We start from the raw sequence: 16,504 nt of genomic DNA on the forward strand, positions 1-16,504 counted from the left end.
GGCGCCTTACCGGGCGGTGCCGGACTGGTTGGCGGGGGGCGTTGCGGCCTGCGGCTGGGAGGTGCCGGGCTGGCCCGTGCTCGGCGCGGCGGGCGCGCCGGGCGGGGAGGCGCCGGCGCCGGCCGGGCCGCCCTGGACGGTGCCCTGGTTCGCCCCGCCGGGGGCGGCGCTGGAGGGGGCGTTGCCGGTGGCGGCGCCGGATTGCGGGTTGCCGTTGCGCGAGCCCGGCCGGGCGTTCCCGCCAGCGGGGGCGCCGCCTGCGGGGGCGGCACCGGCCGGCGCGCCGCCCTGGGCGCCGGGCGCAGCGCCGGCCGGAGAACCGGCCGGCGCTGCGTTCACCTCCTGGCCGGGGCGGACGCGCTGGACACCCTCGACGATCACCTTGTCGCCGGGGTTCAGGCCGTCCTCGATCACGGCGGTCTCGGGCGTGCTGCGGCCGAGACGGAGGTTGCGGCGCTGGGCCTTGTTCTCCGCGTCCACGATGAAGGCGTAGGTGCCCTGCTGGTCCTGCAGCACGGCGGAGCGGGGGATGGTGATGGCCTGGACGGGCTCCGCGCCCTCCACCGAGACGTTGACGAACTGGCCGTCGATGAGCTGGCGCTCGTTACCCGGGCCGCCGGGTGGGTTCGGCACCTGCGCGCGGATCAGGATGCTGTCCGTGTTGCGGTTGATCTGGTTGTCGATGAACTCGATCCGGCCGGGATGGGGGTAGGTCTTGCCGTCCACGGTGCGGAAGCGGATCACCACCGCGTCCACGCCGCCGCGGCCGGCGTAGCGGTCCCGGAGCTCCAGCGCCTGGCGCTGGGAGACGGGGAAGGAGACGCGCATCGGGTCCTGGCTGACGATGACGGCCAGCGCCCCGGCATTGGGACCGACCACGTTGCCGATGGTGAGGTTCGTGCGGCCGATCTTGCCGTCGATGGGGGAGGTGATCTCGGTGTAGCCGAGGTTGATCTCCGCAGCGCGGGCCGCGGCGCGGGCGGAGAGGAGGCCGGCATTCGCCGTGCGCTCCTGCGCCACGGCGTTATCCAGCGAGACGCGGGTGCCGGCGCCGCTGCGGGACAGTTCCTGCGCGCGGGAGAGGGTGACGCGGGCATTCGCCAGCTCGGCCTCCGCCGAGGCGACGGTTGCCTGGGCGCGGGCGAGGTCGGCCTCGAAGGTCTGGCGCTCGATCCGGTAGAGGGGATCGCCCTTCCTCACCTCCTGGCCCTCCTGGAACAGGCGCTCCTGGAGGTAGCCGGTGACGCGGGCGACGACGTCCACCCGCTCCAGCGCCTCGACCCGGCCGACGAAGTCCGTGCTCTCCGTCACCGGGCGGCGGGCGGCATCCATCACGCCGACGGCGGGCGGGCCCTGGGGGCCGAACTGGGCCAGGGCCGGGGCGGTGCCGGCCAGGGCGAGCAGGGGCGGCGCGAGGAGCGCCATCGCCAGCAGGCGCGCGGCCCCGGCGAGGGGCGCGAGCGGGGCGGCCCGGCCGGCGGAGGCCGGCGCGGAGGGATTGCGGCGCGTCATGGCGGGGATGTGGCGGAAGGTCCAGTTTTCCGCAAGCGCTCTGAACCGCACCGTCCAGTCTAGCCTTGCGGCAGTACCGGGGTGTGAAACATGGGTGTGATTGAAAATAATTCGCATCTTCGTGCCGCGGCGTTCCGTTGTGCGGCACGAAACCCTTCCCGCGCCAACTTGGGATAGTTGATAGTCCCGCCGCGCGCCGGGGGCGGCGCCGCAGGCAGAGCCGAAGGGGCGGGCGACCGCGCCGTTGAGGGAGTTGAAGCCTTGGAACCCAACGTGCTGACCGCTGAGACTTTCCCCGAGGCCGCCGCAGCGGCCATCGCTGTCCGGGCGGAGGCGACGGTGATCCCCATCGGGCGCGGGGCCGCACCGGCGGAGCGGCCGGCCCTGCCGCGGGCGCGGCTGCTCTCCCCGCCTTCCACCGCCTCGGGCGTGGCCGCGGTCGGGCGGGCGATGACGGTGCTGGGCGCCTTCCGGCCCGGCGACACGGCGCTTCCGCTGCGGGTGCTGGCGGCGCGGACCGGGCTCTACAAGAGCACGATCCTGCGGCTGCTGGCCTCGCTGGAGCGGCACTGCTGCGTGAAGCGGAACGCGGACGGGTCCTGGTCCCCGGGGCCGATGCTGCTGCACTGGGGCTCGCTCTATACCCGCAGCCTGGGGCTGGAGGCGCTGGTGCCGCCGGTGCTGGATTCGCTGACGGAGGCGACGGGGCACGGCGCGGCCTTCTGGGTGAAGACCGATGACGAGCGGCGGATCTGCCTCTACCGCTCCGCGCCGCCGCGCACGCTCCGGGTGGCGGTGCAGGCGGGTGACATGATGCCACTGGGCGGGGCCGCCACCGGGCGGGTCTTCGCGATCTGGGATCCGGGGATGGGCGAGGAGCCGGAGGCGGCGCCGGCCACCGTGCCGGGCGCCCACCCCGTGGTGGCGACGCAGGGCAGCCGGGACCTCGATCCGGCGGCGGTCTCCGCGCCGGTGTTCCAGCCCGGCGGGGCACTCTGCGGGGCGCTGACCATCTCCGGCGCTTCCGAGCGGCTCTGGCCGGAGGCGGAGCGGGTGAAGATGCTGGTGGCCGATGCCGCGGCGGGGCTGACGCGGGGGCTGATGGGCTGAGCGGCCAGTGTGCTGAATGGCCACTGAACCGAGCGCGGCGGGCAGGGCGGTGGCCCCACGACCTTGTCAGGACGGCCGGGCCGCGTGCCCGGCCGTTTCGCGTTAGGGTGGCCGCGAATCGAGAGGGAGGGACGTGATGGTCTCGGCGGGCGTGGTCGTCTTCGCGGTAATCCTGATCCTCGTCGTCGTGACGGCGGCGATGGGCATCCGCACGGTGCCACAGGGCGAGGTTTGGACGGTGGAGCGCTTCGGGCGCTTCACGCGGCTGCTGCAGCCCGGGCTGAACTTCATCATCCCCTACGTGGACGGTGTCGGGCGGCGGATGAACGTGCAGGAGGTGGTGCTCGACATCCCCGAGCAGTCCGTGATCACGCGCGACAACGCGACGGTGACGGTGGACGGCATCGTCTACTACCGCGTGATGGATCCGGCGAAGGCGGCCTACCAGGTGCAGAACCTGCAGGCGGCGCTGACCGCGATCTCCATGACGAACATCCGCGCCGTGATCGGTGAGATGGACCTCGACCAGACCCTTTCCTCCCGCGAGCGGATCAATTCGGCGCTGCTGACGATCCTGGACGGGGCGACGGACCCCTGGGGCGTGAAGGTGGCGCGCGTCGAGATCCGAAAGATCGAGCCGCCGGAGAACCTGATCCGCGCCATGAACCTGCAGATGACGGCCGAGCGCGAGCGGCGCGCCACGCTGCTGAAGGCCGAGGGCGCGAAATCCGCGCTGGTGCTGGAGGCGGAAGGGCGGCGCGAGGCGGCCTTCCGCGACGCCGAGGCGCGGGAGCGCATGGGGCAGGCCGAGGCGGAGGCGGCACGGATGGTGGCCGAGGTGGCCTCCGGCGCCGGCGGCGACGCGCTGCGCTACTTCGTGGCGGAGAAGTACGTGGCGGCGTTCCAGGCCATCGCCTCCAGCCCGAATTCCCGGCTGGTGCTGGTGCCGATGGAGGCGTCCGGGCTCGCGGGCGGGGTGACGGCGGCGCTGGAGCTGCTGCGCGCTCCCACTGGTGGGCCGACGGGCGGGCCGGCGGGGGTTGCGCCGGCAGCGCCCAGGGTTGCGGCGCCGGCGAGGGGCGCGGCCGCGCCGCCCGCCTCCTTGCCGCCAGCGGCGCCCGGCTCGGTGCCGTCCTCCGGGCCGCAGACGGGGGCGGGACCGTGGAGCCCTGGCTGATCTGGCTTCTCGCCGGGCTGGTGCTGCTGGGGGCGGAGATGGTGCTGCCAGGCGCCTTCCTGCTCTGGGCCGGGCTGGCGGCGGTGGGCACGGGGCTGCTGGGGCTGCTGGTGGAACCGGGATTCCCGCTCTCCGTCGTGGTGTTCGCGGTGCTGCTGGCGGCGGGGATCGCGCTGGCGCTGCGCCGCCGCCGCACGGGCGGGGCATCCGGGGTGAACATGCCGGAATCCGGGCTGGTGGGACGCGAAGGGGTGATTCAGCCCTCCAGCGGGCCGGGGCTGCGCGTGCGGGTGGGCGACAGCGACTGGGCGGCCCGGGCGGAGGGCGCCGTGCCCGCGCCGGGCGCGCTGGTGCGGGTGGAGGCGGTGGACGGGACGGTGCTGCGGGTGAGGGCGGTGGGTTAGGCGGGCACGGCGGACCTGTTCGCCGTGGGGACTCGCCGCTTCCTGTTGAAGCGACGTGCGATGGGATCGGATCCCATCGCACGTCGGAGTTCGGCGCCGCGCACCGGGCTTGAGACCGGTTCTGCCGCCGGCAAGGGCTAGCAGAGCTATCGCCTTTTCATCCCCGCGGAGCCTTGCCGCCCGCGCAGAACTACTGGGGCAGCCGCATGTCCATCCATGCCGCCGCGGTGCCTACTCGGTAGGGGAAGACCTTCGGGACGGCGGGCTTATTCGGTGCCCGCAGGGGACGCGAGGGAAAATCTTGCGGTGGCGTATCGTCGGCCGGAACGGACCTGCGCTAGAGCCGTGCCCTTGCGGGTTGAATCGCTTGGGCTAGGCGATCTGGCCGGCCTGTGACTCACTGGATGGGCTTGCGACGGGGATTGGCATGCCTTCAACCTTGTCGGTCGATCTGTGCGAGCGTGTGGTCGCCGCGATTGAAGCGGGTGCTTCGAGGCGTCAGGCGGCCAAACGCTTCGGTGTCGGGGCGGCCAGCGCGGTCCGTTGGCATGAGCGCTTCCGACAGGACGGGCAGATCGCGCCCAAGCCCATGGGCGGCGACCGTAACTCGCAGCGTCTGGAAGCGCAGGCCGCCTTGATCCTTCGGAGATGAGTGCCGAAGCTACCTCTCCGCTGCTGGAAGCGATGCCTATGACCCAACCTGAGAGGGCACGGCTCCAATTCCGCCACGCCCGCGGCAGGGCCGCAGGTATAGCTGCCAACTCCGCGGTCACCAGGATTGCCGACGTCACGAGCTTTTGCCGAGGACCAGGGCGACGAACGCCCGCAGGTCGCTCAGCATCAGGTCCGGCTCCTCCCAAGCGGCGAAGTGGCCGCCCGACGGCATGTCACTCCAGTGCACGATGTCGTAGGTCTTCTGTGCGAAGGAGCGCGGCGGCGGGATGAATACGGGGTCGGGGAAGGCGGCGACGCCGGTCGGCACCTGGATGCGCGTTCCAGCGGGAAACTTGTTCGACTTTTCGAGGCGCCTGCCCTGATAGATCCAGGTCGCGGTAACGACCGAGGACGGCGCGACGTAGAGCATGATGTTGGTGAGCAGCTCTTCTTCGGAGAACTTGCTCCATATGTCCGGGCGGCCATCGGGCGCTACCGGGAGATCGGCCCACTTGCCGATCTTCTCGAGCATCCAGCCGGCCGCGCCGACGGGGCTGTCGGCCATCGCCGCGCCGAGCGTTTGCGGGCGCGTCCCCAGCTGGTGACTGTAGCCGCCCTCCAGCTCCAAGAGTTCGTCCCGTTTGGCGACGAATGCCTTTTCCGCGTCGCTCGTCGGTGCGGCATCCTCCGCGTGTAGATTGACCATGTTGAGGTGGATGCCGAGCAGCGCGTCGGGCCGGTCGTGCGCCATCCACGCGGCAATCGCGTTACCCCAATCCCCGCCCTGGACGATGAAGCGCTCGGCACCGTAAAGCTCGCCCATCAGCCCGTTCATCAGCGCCGCGGCCCGCCGCGGCCCGACGAGGCCGGTGATCGGCTTCGAGAAGGCGAAGCCCGGCAGCGACGGGACGACGACGTCGTGACCGTCCGCCACCAGCGGCTCCAGCAGCGGCTCGAACTCGAGATACGAGCCTGGCCAGCCGTGCAGGAGTAGAAGCGGCGGCTTCGAGCCGTCGCCCTTCAAGTGCACGAAATGCAGGTGCTCGCCGTCGATACCCGTCATGAAATTCGGAAGGCGATTGAGGCGCCGCTCGACGGCACGCCAGTCGTAGACATCCCGCCAATAGGTGACAAGCCGCTGGAGGTCGGCGACCCCGACGCCCGATCGCCAACCTCCCGCGTCGGGAAGCTCGCTCCAGTCGTAGGCGGCGACCTTTCGCGCGATGGTCGCGAGCCGGTCGTCGGAAATCTCGATCTTGTAGGGCGTCGCCATCGCCGTCTCCTCGCTCCGCCGCCGCTCGTCGCGTGACGCCCGTTGGCCGCTCGAAAGGCCGCCGCCGCGGCATCCGAATGCGTGCGGCTGCATCGTCTCGCGTGACACGAATTCAACTCGTCCTATAGCAACGAAAAGGCGGCTGTTGAAAGCGCTGCTCCGGACCGCGGAAGCCCGCACCGTCCTTGATCTGCGCGCCGCCATCCAGCAAGCCTTTACCCGCTTCACCTCTGACGAGTGCCGCAACTATTTCGCCGCCGCAGGTTACGACGCCTGTGATCCAACCTGATCGGAAATAGTTCTAGCCCGCCAGGACCCGGCCGACGGCGTGCTGCCACGCGGCGTGGCGGCGGTCCGCTTCCTCAGCCGGCATGTCGGGCTCGAAGCGGACGCGGCGGCGCCAGTGGGTGGCGTTGTCCCCCGGAGCCGGGATGAGGCCGGACCGGACGCCCGCGAGGTAGGCGGCGCCGAGGGCGGTGGTCTCGGCCACGGCCGGGACATCCACCGGGCACTGCAGGGCGTCCGCGAGGAAGCGCATGGTCCAGTCGCTGGCGGTCATGCCGCCATCCACGCGGAGGACGGTGCCCCCCATGTCCGGCCAGTCCGCGCGCATGGCGTCCAGCAGGTCGCGGGTCTGCCAGGCCACGCTCTCCAGCGCGGCGCGGGCGATCTCCGCGGCACCGGCGCCGCGGGTGAGGCCGAGGATGGCGCCGCGCGCGGAGGCGTCCCAGTGCGGGGCACCGAGGCCGGTGAAGGCGGGGACCATCACCACGCCGGAATCGGGGTCGGCCTTCGCTGCCAGCTCGCTGGCCTCGGCGGCGCTGCCGATGATGCGGAGGCCATCGCGCAGCCACTGCACGGCGGCGCCGGCGACGAAGATCGCGCCTTCCAGCGCGTAGGTGCGGGCGCCGCCGATCTGCCAGGCGATGGTGGTGAGCAGGCGGTGACGCGACGGCACGGGGGTGGCGCCGGTGTTGAGCAGCATGAAGCAGCCCGTGCCGTAGGTGGACTTCGCCATGCCCGGGCGGAAGCAGGCCTGACCGAGGGTGGCGGCCTGCTGGTCGCCGGCCATGCCGCGGATGGGGATCGCGCCGCCGAGCAGGGCGGGGTCGGTGGTACCGAACTCGGCGGCGCAGTCCCGCACTTCCGGCAGGAGGGCGCGGGGGATGCCGAGGGCGCGGAGGATCTCCTCGTCCCACTCGCCCGTGCGGATGTTCAGCAGCATCGTGCGTGCGGCGTTGGTGGCGTCCGTCGCGTGGACGCGGCCGCCGGTGAGGCGGTGGAGGAGGTAGCTGTCCACGGTGCCGAAGGCGAGCTCGCCGCCCTCCGCCCGGGCGCGCAGGCCGGGGATGTGCTCCAGCATCCACATGAGCTTGGTGGCGGAGAAGTAGGGGTCGGCGAGGAGGCCGGTGCGCTCCGTCAGCAGCGGCTCCAGCCCGGCCGCGCGCAGGCGGTCGCAGATGGCGGCGCTGCGGCGGTCCTGCCAGACGATGGCGTTGTGGACGGGGCGGCCGGTGGCGCGGTCCCAGACCAGGGTCGTCTCGCGCTGGTTGGTGATGCCGATGCCCGCGACGCGGCCGGGTGCCGTGCCGGCGCGCGCCAGGGCGCCGCGCAGGCACGCCACGGAATGGGCGAAGAGGTCTTCCGGGTCGTGCTCCACCCAGCCGGGCTGCGGGAAGTGCTGGGGCAGTTCCACCTGATGCGTCGCGCGCGGGGCCAGGGCGGCGTCGAAGAGGATGGCGCGGGTGGAGGTGGTGCCCTGATCCAGCGCCAGCAGCGCGTCCGCCATGCCCGTTCTCCCCCCGCCTCCTTTCGCGGAGGTGATTCGAGGCGCACGATAGGCGGCATGGACGTGATCCTCCATGACCTCTGCGGCGCGGACCCGGCGCGGCGCTTCTCCCCATATTGCTGGCGGGTGCGGATGGCGCTGGCGCACAAGGGGGTGCCGCACGAGGCGCTACCCTGGCGGTTCACGGACAAGGCGGCGATCGCCGATGCGGGGACGGACAAGGTGCCGGTGCTGCGCCATGCCGGGCGCGCGGTGCACGAGAGCTGGGCGGTGCTGGAGTACCTGGAGGACCACTGGCCGGGGGCGCCGAGCCTGTTCGGCGGGGAAGGGGGGCGGGCGCTGGCGCGCTTCGTTAACGCCTGGTCGGATTCGGTGATGGTGCCGGGGGTCGCCCGGCTCGTCGTGTCCGACATTCCCGCGCTGCTGGCGCCGGAGGATGCGGCGTACTTCACCCGATCCCGCGAGAAGCGGTTCGGGAGGCCGCTGGCGGAGGTGACGGCGGATCGCGCCACGGCGGTGGAGGCCTTCCGGCGGGATCTGCACCCGCTGCGCATGGTGCTGCGGGAGAGGCCCTGGCTTTCCGGGCCCACGGCCGGGGCGGCGGACTACATCGCCTTCGGGCCGCTGCAATGGGGGCGCTGCGTCTCCGCCTTCCCGCTGCTGGAGGCGGGGGATCCCGTGCACGCCTGGCGCGGGCGGCTGCTGGACGCCTTCGGCGGGCTGGCGCGGAACAGCCCCGCCGAGGACCTGACCTAGTCCGTGGGACCCTGGCTCGACGCTTTCCTGCCAGCCTTCGGGCTGATCGCGCTCGGGGCCTTCCTGAAGCGACGGCTGCTGCGGGACGATGCGGTGTGGGCGGGGATCGAGAAGCTCGTCTTCTGGGTGCTGCTGCCCTGCCTTCTCGCCTCCTCCCTCTCCTCCGTGCGGCTGGGGGCGCTGCCGATCGCGGGGATGGCGGCGGCGCTGTGGCTGGCGCTGCTGATCGGGGCGGGGCTCTCGCTGTTGCTGGCGCGGGGCTTCGGGCAGGCGCACCCGGCCGCGACCTCGGTGCTGCAGGGCGGGATCCGGTTCAACAACCTGCTGGGCTTCGCCATCACCGGCGCGGTGTTCGGCGCGCCGGGCACAGGGCTGGCGGCGGTGACGGTGGGGCTGATCGTGCCCTGCGTGCAGGTGATCATCACGCCGGTCTTCGCCATGGGCGGGGCGCGGCCGAACCTCTGGCGGGTGCTGCGGCAGGTGGCGCTGAACCCGCTGATCATCGGCTGCGCGCTGGGATTCGTGCTGGCGGGGCTGGGCGGGCTGCCGCCGGGGCTGGGGCCGCTGGCGCGGACGCTGGGGCAGGCCTCCGTCTCGCTCGGGCTGCTGGCGGTGGGGGCGGCGCTGGGGGCGGAGGCGATCCGGGACCGCTTCACGCTTCAGGCCGCGACGGCGGCGCTGAAGCTGATGGCGATGCCGGCGCTGACCCTGGCCCTGTGCCTGGCGCTGGGGCTGGAGGCGCTGCCGGCGACCATCGCCACCGTGTTCATGGCGCAGCCCACGGCCACCACGGCCTATGTCATGGCGCGGCTGATGGGCGGGGACGCGCCGCTGATGGCGGCGATGACCACCATGCAGCACGTGGTGGCGGTGGTGACCCTGCCGTTGTGGCTGTTCATTCTTTGGGCATTCGTGCCGCTGCCCTGATGCGGGGGCGGGCGGCGCCACAGGTGCGGGCGCATTTCCTCGGCGCAGCGCCGATTGGCGGTGACACGGTGCTGCCGCATGATGTCCGTCCGATCCGATCGCCTGCCTGCCGGGGAATCCTCTCATGCCGCACCCCATGACCACCCGCCGAGGCCTCGCGCGCGGTGCCCTCGGCCTCGGGGCCGCCGCCCTGGTCGCCCCGCGCTCCATGGCCCAGGGCCCGGCAGCCCCGGCTTGGCCGGACCGGCCGCTGCGGCTGATCATCGGCTACCCGCCGGGCGGCGCCTCCGACCTGTTCGGGCGGATGATCGCCGGGCAGATGGGGCCGCGGCTGGGGCAGAACGTGGTGGTGGAGAACCGGCCGGGCGGCGGCGCGGTGGTGGCGAGCGAGGCCGTTTCCCGCAGCCCGGCGGATGGCTACGCGCTGCTGCACGTCGATAACGGGATCCTTGTCTACAATCCCGCCCTCTACGCGCGGCTGCCCTATGATCCGGACAAGGACCTGGCGGGGGTGGGCTTCATCGGGCGCTTCCCGCTCTTCCTGACCGTGCGGGCGGACAGCCCGATCCGGGACCTGGCGGGCTACATCGCGGCAGCGAAGGCGAAGGCGCCGACCTACGGCACGCCGGCCGTCGCCTCGCCGCACCACCTGGCGATGGAGATGTTCAAGCGGCGGGCGGGGTTCGACGCGACGCACGTGCCCTATCGCGGCGGTCCGGCGGCGATGCAGGACCTGCTGGCGGGCACGGTGGAGAGCGTGATGATCGACTGCGCGACCGGCACCGCCTTCATCCGCGACGGGAAGGTGCGCGCGCTCTGCGTGCTGAGCGAGGCGCGCTCCCCCACCTCGCCGGAGGTGCCGACGGCGCGGGAGCTGGGGTTCGCCAGTGCCATCGCCTATGGCTGGCAGGGGATTTCCGTCCCCACCGGCACGCCGGCGCCGGTGGTTGCCCGCCTCTCGGCGGAGCTGGCCCGCGCCATCGCCTCCGAGGAGATGAGCGCGCGCTTCACCACGCTGGGCATCGAGCGCGCCAATTTCTCCCCGGCGGAGTTCGCGGGGTTCGTGGCGCGGGAGAACGGGGAGTGGCGGCCGCTGATCCGAGAGCTGGGGATCCGGCTGGACAGCTGAGCCGAGACCCGGCCGCCGCCCTTCGGGGGTGGTCAGGGGCGGGGTGGCCCGGTAGGTAGTGGGGTGGGCGGGCCGCACGGGCAGCCCGTCCTTTCTGGAACCAGGTGCCCTTGCTCCGTCGTCTTCGCTCCATCGCCAAAGGCCTGAGCCGCACCCCACCGGGGCAGATGCTCGGCAAGCTGCAATCCCTGGAGCTCTCCTCCGGCACCGCGGCCCGCAATGCGGAGCTGGCGGCGTGGAACACGAAGGTCATGGGCTCCGTTATCGCGAGCCAGCTCTACGAGGCGGGGGTGGCCGGCCGTGGGGCGCCGCTGCCGCCCGATCCGGTGGACACGGGCCATGGCGGCCGGCTCTGCCGGCAGGAAGACATTGAGAGCCACTGGCTGCGCCACTGGTGCGGGCAGATCGGCTTCGTGCCGGTGTACCACCGCAAGGTGTGGGAGGACTGCTACGCGCTGCAGGCGCTGTACGAGCGGGGCATGATGATGCCGGGCCGGCGCGGCCTGGGCTTCGCGGTGGGGGCGGAGTGGCTGCCGAGCTTCCTGGCGGCCCGCGGGGTGGAGGTGCTGGCCACCGACCTGGACGCGACCGACCTGCGCGCCCGCAACTGGATCGAAACCGACCAGCACGGCGGCCGGGTGGAGACGATCTTCAAGCCCGGGCTGATCGACGTGGAGACCTTCAACGAGCGTGTCTCCATGCGCGCCGTGGACATGAACGAGATCCCGGCGGACCTGCACGGCGGCTTCGACTTCCTCTGGTCCATCTGCTCCCTGGAGCATTGCGGCTCCATCCGTCAGGGGCTGGACTTCGTGGTGGAGGCGATGAAGTGCCTGCGCCCCGGCGGCGTGGCGGTGCACACCACCGAGTTCAACATGGACCCGGAGGGGCCGACGCTCGAGGAGGGCACCACGGTGCTGTTCCAGCGCCGGCACATCGAGGAGCTGGAGGCGCGGCTGGCGCTGGCGGGACACCGCATGCTGCCGATGGACTTCGGCACGGGCAGTGGCGTGCTGGACCAGTTCGTGGACCTGCCGCCCTATCCCGGCGCCGAGGCGCCGCTCTCCATCCCGGACGCGCCGCATCTGCGGCTGTCAATCCAGGGGCTGGTCTCCACCTCGATCGGGTTCATCGTGGAGAAGCGGGCCTAGGCCGGTGCGAGAGAAGCGGCCGGACGAGGCCGCCCGCACTCAGCCGAAGAGCCAGTCCGAGGTCGTCGCGCTGACGACTGATGGTTCTTCGACGCTGCTGGAAAATATCGACGGGTCGAGCTGGCCGTAGCCGGGCCCGAATTCGGCGGGGTCCTGTTGGCCGTAGCCGGGGCCGAAGGTGGATGGATCGAGCTGGCCGTAGCCAGGGCCGAACTCGGCCGGGTCCTGCTGGCCGTAGCCCGGCCCGAAGATGGCGGGGTCGAGCTGGCCGTAACCGGTGCTGTCAGACATGAGATGGCCTCCCTTGCGGCGACGCCCCTGGGGGTGCAGCGGTTGTTCGGCTGAACGGGACCGCCCGGGCCGTGAGCGGCCGGGCGGCGGGGGAACGGGCGCCGGGGCGCTGTTCGCGACCGGTCATCTGGGGCCGTCAGACCTCGATCCAACCGGCCACTGCTGACGTTGCCGTGAGCGCCGCTCGCGCGCGGACGGCGTGAGGCCCGGCTAACGCGCGATGGCGTCGTGCGCGGCGAGGCAGGCCATGTCGAGGATGTTGTTCACCCCCGCCGCGATGGAGAGGATCTGCGCCGGCTTCGAGATGCCCATGAGCAGCGGGCCGATGGCGGGGGCGCTGGTGAGGCGCGGCACGGCCTTGGACAGGATATGGGCGGCGTGCAGGCCGGGCATCACCAGCACGTTGGCGGGGCCGGTGAGGCGGCAGAAGGGGTAAAGGGCGCGGAGCTGCGGGTCGAGCGCGACGTCGGCCGCCATCTCGCCCTCGTACTCGAAGCCGAGGTCGCCGCGCGCGTCGAGCAGGTGCACGGCGTCGCGCACCGTCTCCGGGATCACGGAGTGGCGGGGGTCGCCGAAGTTGGAGAAGGAGAGGAAGGCCACGCGGGGTTCGAGGCCGAGGCGGCGGGCCTGGGCGGCGGACTGCACGGCGATCTCGGCCAGGGTCTCCGCATCCGGGCGCTCGTGGATGGCGGTGTCGGCCACGAGGACGGTGCCGACGCGCCGGGTGAGCAGGAGGGTGAGGCCGAAGACCACGCCGGGGCCGCCGTGGGAGGCGGGGGCGGGGTCTATGGCCAGCGTGATCTGCTTCAGGCTGGCGGAGTAGGAGCGGGTGGTGCCGGTGACCATCGCGTCCGCGTCGCCTAGCGCCACCATGCAGGCGGCGAAGACGTTGCGGTCCAGGTTCACGGCGCGCTGGGCGTCGCGGAACAGGAAGCCCTCGCGCTGCTTGCGGGCGTAGAGGTACTCGGCGTAGCGCAGGTTGCTGTCCGACAGCGCGGCGTTGTGGATCTCGATGCCGTCCGGCATGGGCACGCCGAGGGATGCCACGGTGGCGTGGATGCGATTCTCGCGCCCGACCAGCACCGGCGTGCCGTAGCCCGCGTTGCGGAAGGCGATCGCGGCGCGGATCGTCTTCTCCTCCTCGCCTTCCGCGAACACCACGCGGCGGGGGTTCTGGCGCACGCGCTCCGTGATCGCTTCCAGCGCGCCGCCGGCGGCGTCCAGCTTCTGCGCGAGGGTGCGCGCGTAATGGTGCATGTCCGTGATGGGCTTGCTGGCGACGCCGCTCTCCATCGCCGCCTTCGCGACCGCGGGGGAGACGCGGGAGATGAGGCGAGGGTCGAAGGCGTGGGGGATGATGTAGTCCGGGCCGAAGCGCAGGCCCGCGCCGCCGCCGGCGCCGGCCACTTCCTCAGGCACGTCCTCGCGCGCGAGGAGAGCCAGGGCCTCGGCGGCGGCGATCTTCATGTGCTCGTTGATGGTGGTGGCGCGCACGTCCAGCGCGCCGCGGAAGATGAAGGGGAAGCCGAGGACGTTGTTGACCTGGTTCGGGTAGTCGGACCGGCCGGTGGCGACGATGCAGTCCGGGCGCGCGGCCCGAGCCTCGTCCGGGGTGATCTCCGGGTCGGGGTTGGCCATGGCGAAGATGATGGGCTTCTCCGCCATCGCCTTCACCATGTCAGGCGTGACGGCTCCCTTCTTGGAGAGGCCGAAGAAGGCGTCTGCGCCCTTGAGCGCTTCGGCGAGGGTGCGGGCGGTGGTGTCCACGGCGTGCGCGGACTTCCACTGGTTCATGCCCTCCGTCCGGCCGCGATAGAGCACGCCCTTGGTGTCGCACATCGTGATGTTCTGCGGGCGCATCCCCATGGCGCGCAGCAGCTCCGCGCAGGCAATGGCGGCGGAGCCGGCACCGTTGAGGACGAGCTTCGTGTCCTTCAGCTCGCGGCCGGTCAGGTGGCAGGCGTTGATGAGGCCGGCTGCAGCGACGATGGCGGTGCCGTGCTGGTCGTCGTGGAAGACGGGGATGTTCATGATCTCGCGCAGGCGCTGCTCGATCACGAAGCACTCGGGGGCCTTGATGTCCTCGAGGTTGATGCCGCCGAAGCTGGGCGCGAGGAAGCGGACGCAGTTGACGAACTCGTCCACATCGGAGGTGTCAACGCAGAGGTCGATGGAGTCCACGTCGGCGAAACGCTTGAACAGCGCGGCCTTGCCCTCCATCACCGGCTTGCTGGCCACGGCGCCGAGGTCGCCGAGGCCGAGCACGGCGGTGCCGTTGGAGATGACGGCGACCATGTTGCCCTTCGCCGTGTAATCGTAGGCCAGCGACGGGTCGCGGTGGATCTCCAGGCAGGGCTCGGCGACGCCGGGGGAGTAGGCGAGGGAGAGGTCGCGCGCGGTGGCGAGCGGCTTCGTCAGCCGGATCTCCAGCTTGCCGGGCTTGCCCTCCGCGTGCATCGCCAGCGCTTCCTCGCGGGTGATGCGGGCGGTGCGGGAATCCCCCCCTCCGGTGCGTCGCGCGTCGTCCATGCCGGCTCCCTCCGCTCCTGCCCCCATATGGGGCGCCAGGAGGGCCGCGTTTAGCGGATCGGTGCGTGGCGGGGAATGGCCGGGTTCGAATCTTGCGTGCTGCAATGCGGAAGCTGCGCCGCACAAGCGTGCGGCGCAGCGCGACGCGTCAGGTGCGGCGGATGTTCCAGGGGTAGGGCGTGCTGCCCTCCAGCATGCCCGTCAGGTCGCGGCGGAAGGCGGTGCGGATGGTGAACTGGCCGAGGGGGACCGTGGCCACCTCCTCCAGCGCGAGGCGGCCGATCTCGCCGGCCAGGCGGGCGCGGGCGGCCTCGTCCGGCGCGTCGACCCACTCCGCGGTCAGCGCCTCGGCGCGGTCGCTCTTCCACCAGCCGAACCAGCCGGCCTCGCCGGCGCCGCGGATCAGGGGGGACATGGCGGGGCTGCCGTAAGTGTTCGCGCTGCCGGTGGTGTGGAAGATGCTCCAGCCGCCCCTCTCGACCGGCTCGCGCGAGTTACGGCGCTGGATCACCGTGCCCCAGTCGCTCTCGGCGAGGTCGATGTTCATGCCGGCGCGGCGCAGCGCGTCCGCCGTGACCTGGCCGAGCGGGCCGATGTCCGGGAAGTCCGTGGGGTTGATGATGACTGTGCGGGCGTTGGTGTAGCCGGCCTCCCGCAGCGCGGCGCGGGCGGCGTCGAGGCTGCCGGGCATGAGGTCGGGGTTGTCGCGGTAGTAGGGCGTGCGGCGCGGGTAGAGGCTGCGGCACTCGTTCCAGAGCGTGGTGTCGTCGCCCTGGGCGGCGCGCATGTAGTCCCCCTGCGCCACGGAGAGGCGCACGGCGCGGCGGAGGCGGACGTCGTCGAAGGGGGGCTGCAGGCAGTTCAGGCGCATCAGCGCCATGCGGCCCTCCACGTCGAGGATCTCCTGCCGGATGTCGCGGCTGCGGGAGAGGGCGGAGCGCAGGTCCGAGAGCGGGCGTTCCCACCAGTCGATCTCGCCGTTGGTCAGGGCGGCGGCGGCGGTGGAGGCGTCGGGGATGACGTGCCACTCGATGCGCGGGATGTGGGCGACCTTGCCGCCAGAGGCGCGCTCCGGCGGTTCCTGGCGGGGCACGTAGCCGTCGAACCTCTCGTACACCACGCGGGAGCCGGAATTGTACTCGCCGGGGACGAAGCGATAGGGGCCGGAGCCGATCATCTCGGTGATCGCGCGCGTGGCCTCTGTCGAGGCAAGGCGCTCGGGCATGATGAAGCAGACGCTGGCATCGGGCTTGGCGAGGGCGTCCAGCATCAGGGGAAAGGGGCGGCGCAGCACGGCCTCGAAGGTGCGGTCGTCCACGGCGCGCCATTCGGCGACGGCGCGGGCGAGGAGCTGGCCGAAGGGGTCGCGCACGCACCAGCGCTTGATGCTGGCGATGCAGTCGGCGGCGCGGACGGGCGTGCTGTCGTGGAAGCGCAGGCCTTCGCGCAGGCGGAAGCGCCAGCGGCGGCCGTCGTCCAGCACCTCATGGCCCTCCGCCATCTGGGGCTGCGGGCGGTTGCGGGAATCCACGGCGTAGAGCGTGTCGAAGACGTAGTAGCCGTGGTTGCCCGTGACGGTGGCGGTGGTCCAGATCGGGTCCAGGCTCGTCAGGTTGGCCTGGGGGACGAAGCGCAGGGTGCGGGCGCGGGTATTCTGTGCCAGGGACGGGGCGGAGAGGCCGCCGAGGGCGGCGGCGCCCGCCCCGACGCCCGACAGGGTGGCGCGCAACAAGGTCCGGCGTTCCATCTCTCGTCGTCCTCCGCTTCCGCGCGAGCCTGCCCCCGCTCGATGCGGGCGCGCA

At 72.2% G+C, this 16,504-nt stretch carries 13 protein-coding genes and 2 pseudogenes; 9 read left to right on the forward strand and 6 right to left on the reverse strand.

Features of this window, described 5'->3' with window-relative positions; all coding sequences use genetic code 11:
* Nucleotides 1-6: 6 nt before the first annotated feature.
* Nucleotides 7-1,512: an efflux RND transporter periplasmic adaptor subunit gene (locus VQH23_RS17570; protein ID WP_338662027.1), complete on the reverse strand. Its 1,506-nt coding sequence runs from the start codon at nt 1,510-1,512 to the stop codon at nt 7-9.
* Between the two features lie 273 nt (nt 1,513-1,785).
* On the opposite strand from VQH23_RS17570, the gene VQH23_RS17575 reads away from it, so the two are divergent.
* The 4 genes and pseudogenes from VQH23_RS17575 to VQH23_RS17590 form a co-directional block, all read left to right on the forward strand.
* A complete protein-coding gene (locus VQH23_RS17575) occupies nt 1,786-2,622 on the forward strand; it encodes a helix-turn-helix domain-containing protein (RefSeq protein ID WP_338662028.1) in 837 nt (278 codons plus the stop codon).
* A gap of 136 nt (nt 2,623-2,758) precedes the next feature.
* The gene (locus VQH23_RS17580; protein WP_338662029.1) at nt 2,759-3,799 is read left to right on the forward strand and encodes an SPFH domain-containing protein; all 1,041 of its coding nucleotides are present in this window, start codon (nt 2,759-2,761) and stop codon (nt 3,797-3,799) included.
* Entirely contained in the window at nt 3,784-4,203 is a 420-nt protein-coding gene (locus VQH23_RS17585; protein WP_338662030.1) for an NfeD family protein, read from the forward strand. The genes VQH23_RS17580 and VQH23_RS17585 overlap by 16 nt, the downstream gene beginning before the upstream one ends.
* Before the next feature lie 427 nt (nt 4,204-4,630).
* A pseudogene (locus tag VQH23_RS17590) lies at nt 4,631-4,849 on the forward strand (helix-turn-helix domain-containing protein); the annotation flags it as partial.
* Between the two features lie 141 nt (nt 4,850-4,990).
* On the opposite strand, the gene VQH23_RS17595 reads toward VQH23_RS17590, so the two are convergent.
* Nucleotides 4,991-6,130: an epoxide hydrolase family protein gene (locus tag VQH23_RS17595; protein WP_338662031.1), complete on the reverse strand. Its 1,140-nt coding sequence runs from the start codon at nt 6,128-6,130 to the stop codon at nt 4,991-4,993.
* Nucleotides 6,131-6,275: 145 nt separating this feature from the next.
* Between VQH23_RS17595 and VQH23_RS17600 the strand changes: the two are divergent.
* Nucleotides 6,276-6,419 (forward strand): annotated as a pseudogene (locus VQH23_RS17600) (IS630 family transposase); the annotation flags it as partial.
* Between the two features lie 12 nt (nt 6,420-6,431).
* Here the strand turns inward: VQH23_RS17600 and glpK are convergent.
* Nucleotides 6,432-7,919, reverse strand: coding sequence for a glycerol kinase GlpK (glpK, locus tag VQH23_RS17605; protein ID WP_338662032.1), 1,488 nt, complete (start codon nt 7,917-7,919; stop codon nt 6,432-6,434).
* Nucleotides 7,920-7,976: 57 nt separating this feature from the next.
* Here glpK and VQH23_RS17610 point away from each other — a divergent pair, with 57 nt between their 5' ends.
* The 4 genes from VQH23_RS17610 to VQH23_RS17625 all read left to right on the forward strand — a co-directional run bounded on the left by VQH23_RS17610 (nt 7,977) and on the right by VQH23_RS17625 (nt 11,882).
* Nucleotides 7,977-8,675, forward strand: a complete 699-nt coding sequence (locus VQH23_RS17610) for a glutathione S-transferase family protein (RefSeq protein WP_338662033.1) — start codon at nt 7,977-7,979, stop codon at nt 8,673-8,675.
* Nucleotides 8,676-8,678: 3 nt separating this feature from the next.
* The gene (locus tag VQH23_RS17615) at nt 8,679-9,602 is read left to right on the forward strand and encodes an AEC family transporter (RefSeq protein WP_338662034.1); all 924 of its coding nucleotides are present in this window, start codon (nt 8,679-8,681) and stop codon (nt 9,600-9,602) included.
* A 136-nt stretch (nt 9,603-9,738) separates the two neighbouring features.
* The gene (locus VQH23_RS17620) at nt 9,739-10,731 is read left to right on the forward strand and encodes a tripartite tricarboxylate transporter substrate binding protein (protein WP_338662035.1); all 993 of its coding nucleotides are present in this window, start codon (nt 9,739-9,741) and stop codon (nt 10,729-10,731) included.
* Between the two features lie 110 nt (nt 10,732-10,841).
* Entirely contained in the window at nt 10,842-11,882 is a 1,041-nt protein-coding gene (locus VQH23_RS17625) for a methyltransferase (protein ID WP_338662036.1), read from the forward strand.
* Between the two features lie 39 nt (nt 11,883-11,921).
* On the opposite strand, the gene VQH23_RS17630 is transcribed toward VQH23_RS17625, so the two are convergent.
* From VQH23_RS17630 to VQH23_RS17640, 3 genes are all read right to left on the reverse strand, one after another.
* Nucleotides 11,922-12,173: a hypothetical protein gene (locus VQH23_RS17630; protein ID WP_338662037.1), complete on the reverse strand. Its 252-nt coding sequence runs from the start codon at nt 12,171-12,173 to the stop codon at nt 11,922-11,924.
* 210 nt (nt 12,174-12,383) lie between these two features.
* Nucleotides 12,384-14,702, reverse strand: coding sequence for an NADP-dependent malic enzyme (locus VQH23_RS17635; protein ID WP_338662038.1), 2,319 nt, complete (start codon nt 14,700-14,702; stop codon nt 12,384-12,386).
* A gap of 148 nt (nt 14,703-14,850) precedes the next feature.
* Nucleotides 14,851-16,449 carry an ABC transporter substrate-binding protein gene (locus VQH23_RS17640; protein WP_338662039.1) on the reverse strand — a complete coding sequence of 533 codons (1,599 nt, stop codon included), beginning with the start codon at nt 16,447-16,449 and terminating at the stop codon, nt 14,851-14,853.
* Between the last annotated feature and the right edge of the window lie 55 nt (nt 16,450-16,504).

Source organism: Pararoseomonas sp. SCSIO 73927 (assembly GCF_037040815.1).
Lineage (GTDB): Bacteria > Pseudomonadota > Alphaproteobacteria > Acetobacterales > Acetobacteraceae > Roseomonas.

What these genes read in the sequence shown, in the direction of transcription:
- VQH23_RS17570 (WP_338662027.1), bottom strand. Translation starts at nt 1,512, where the DNA reads ATGACGCGCCGCAATCCCTCCGCGCCGGCCTCCGCCGGCCGGGCCGCC.
- VQH23_RS17580 (WP_338662029.1), top strand. Translation starts at nt 2,759, where the DNA reads ATGGTCTCGGCGGGCGTGGTCGTCTTCGCGGTAATCCTGATCCTCGTC.
- VQH23_RS17595 (WP_338662031.1), bottom strand. Translation starts at nt 6,130, where the DNA reads ATGGCGACGCCCTACAAGATCGAGATTTCCGACGACCGGCTCGCGACC.
- glpK (WP_338662032.1), bottom strand. Translation starts at nt 7,919, where the DNA reads ATGGCGGACGCGCTGCTGGCGCTGGATCAGGGCACCACCTCCACCCGC.
- VQH23_RS17610 (WP_338662033.1), top strand. Translation starts at nt 7,977, where the DNA reads ATGGACGTGATCCTCCATGACCTCTGCGGCGCGGACCCGGCGCGGCGC.
- VQH23_RS17620 (WP_338662035.1), top strand. Translation starts at nt 9,739, where the DNA reads ATGACCACCCGCCGAGGCCTCGCGCGCGGTGCCCTCGGCCTCGGGGCC.
- VQH23_RS17630 (WP_338662037.1), bottom strand. Translation starts at nt 12,173, where the DNA reads ATGTCTGACAGCACCGGTTACGGCCAGCTCGACCCCGCCATCTTCGGG.
- VQH23_RS17635 (WP_338662038.1), bottom strand. Translation starts at nt 14,702, where the DNA reads ATGGACGACGCGCGACGCACCGGAGGGGGGGATTCCCGCACCGCCCGC.
- VQH23_RS17640 (WP_338662039.1), bottom strand. Translation starts at nt 16,449, where the DNA reads ATGGAACGCCGGACCTTGTTGCGCGCCACCCTGTCGGGCGTCGGGGCG.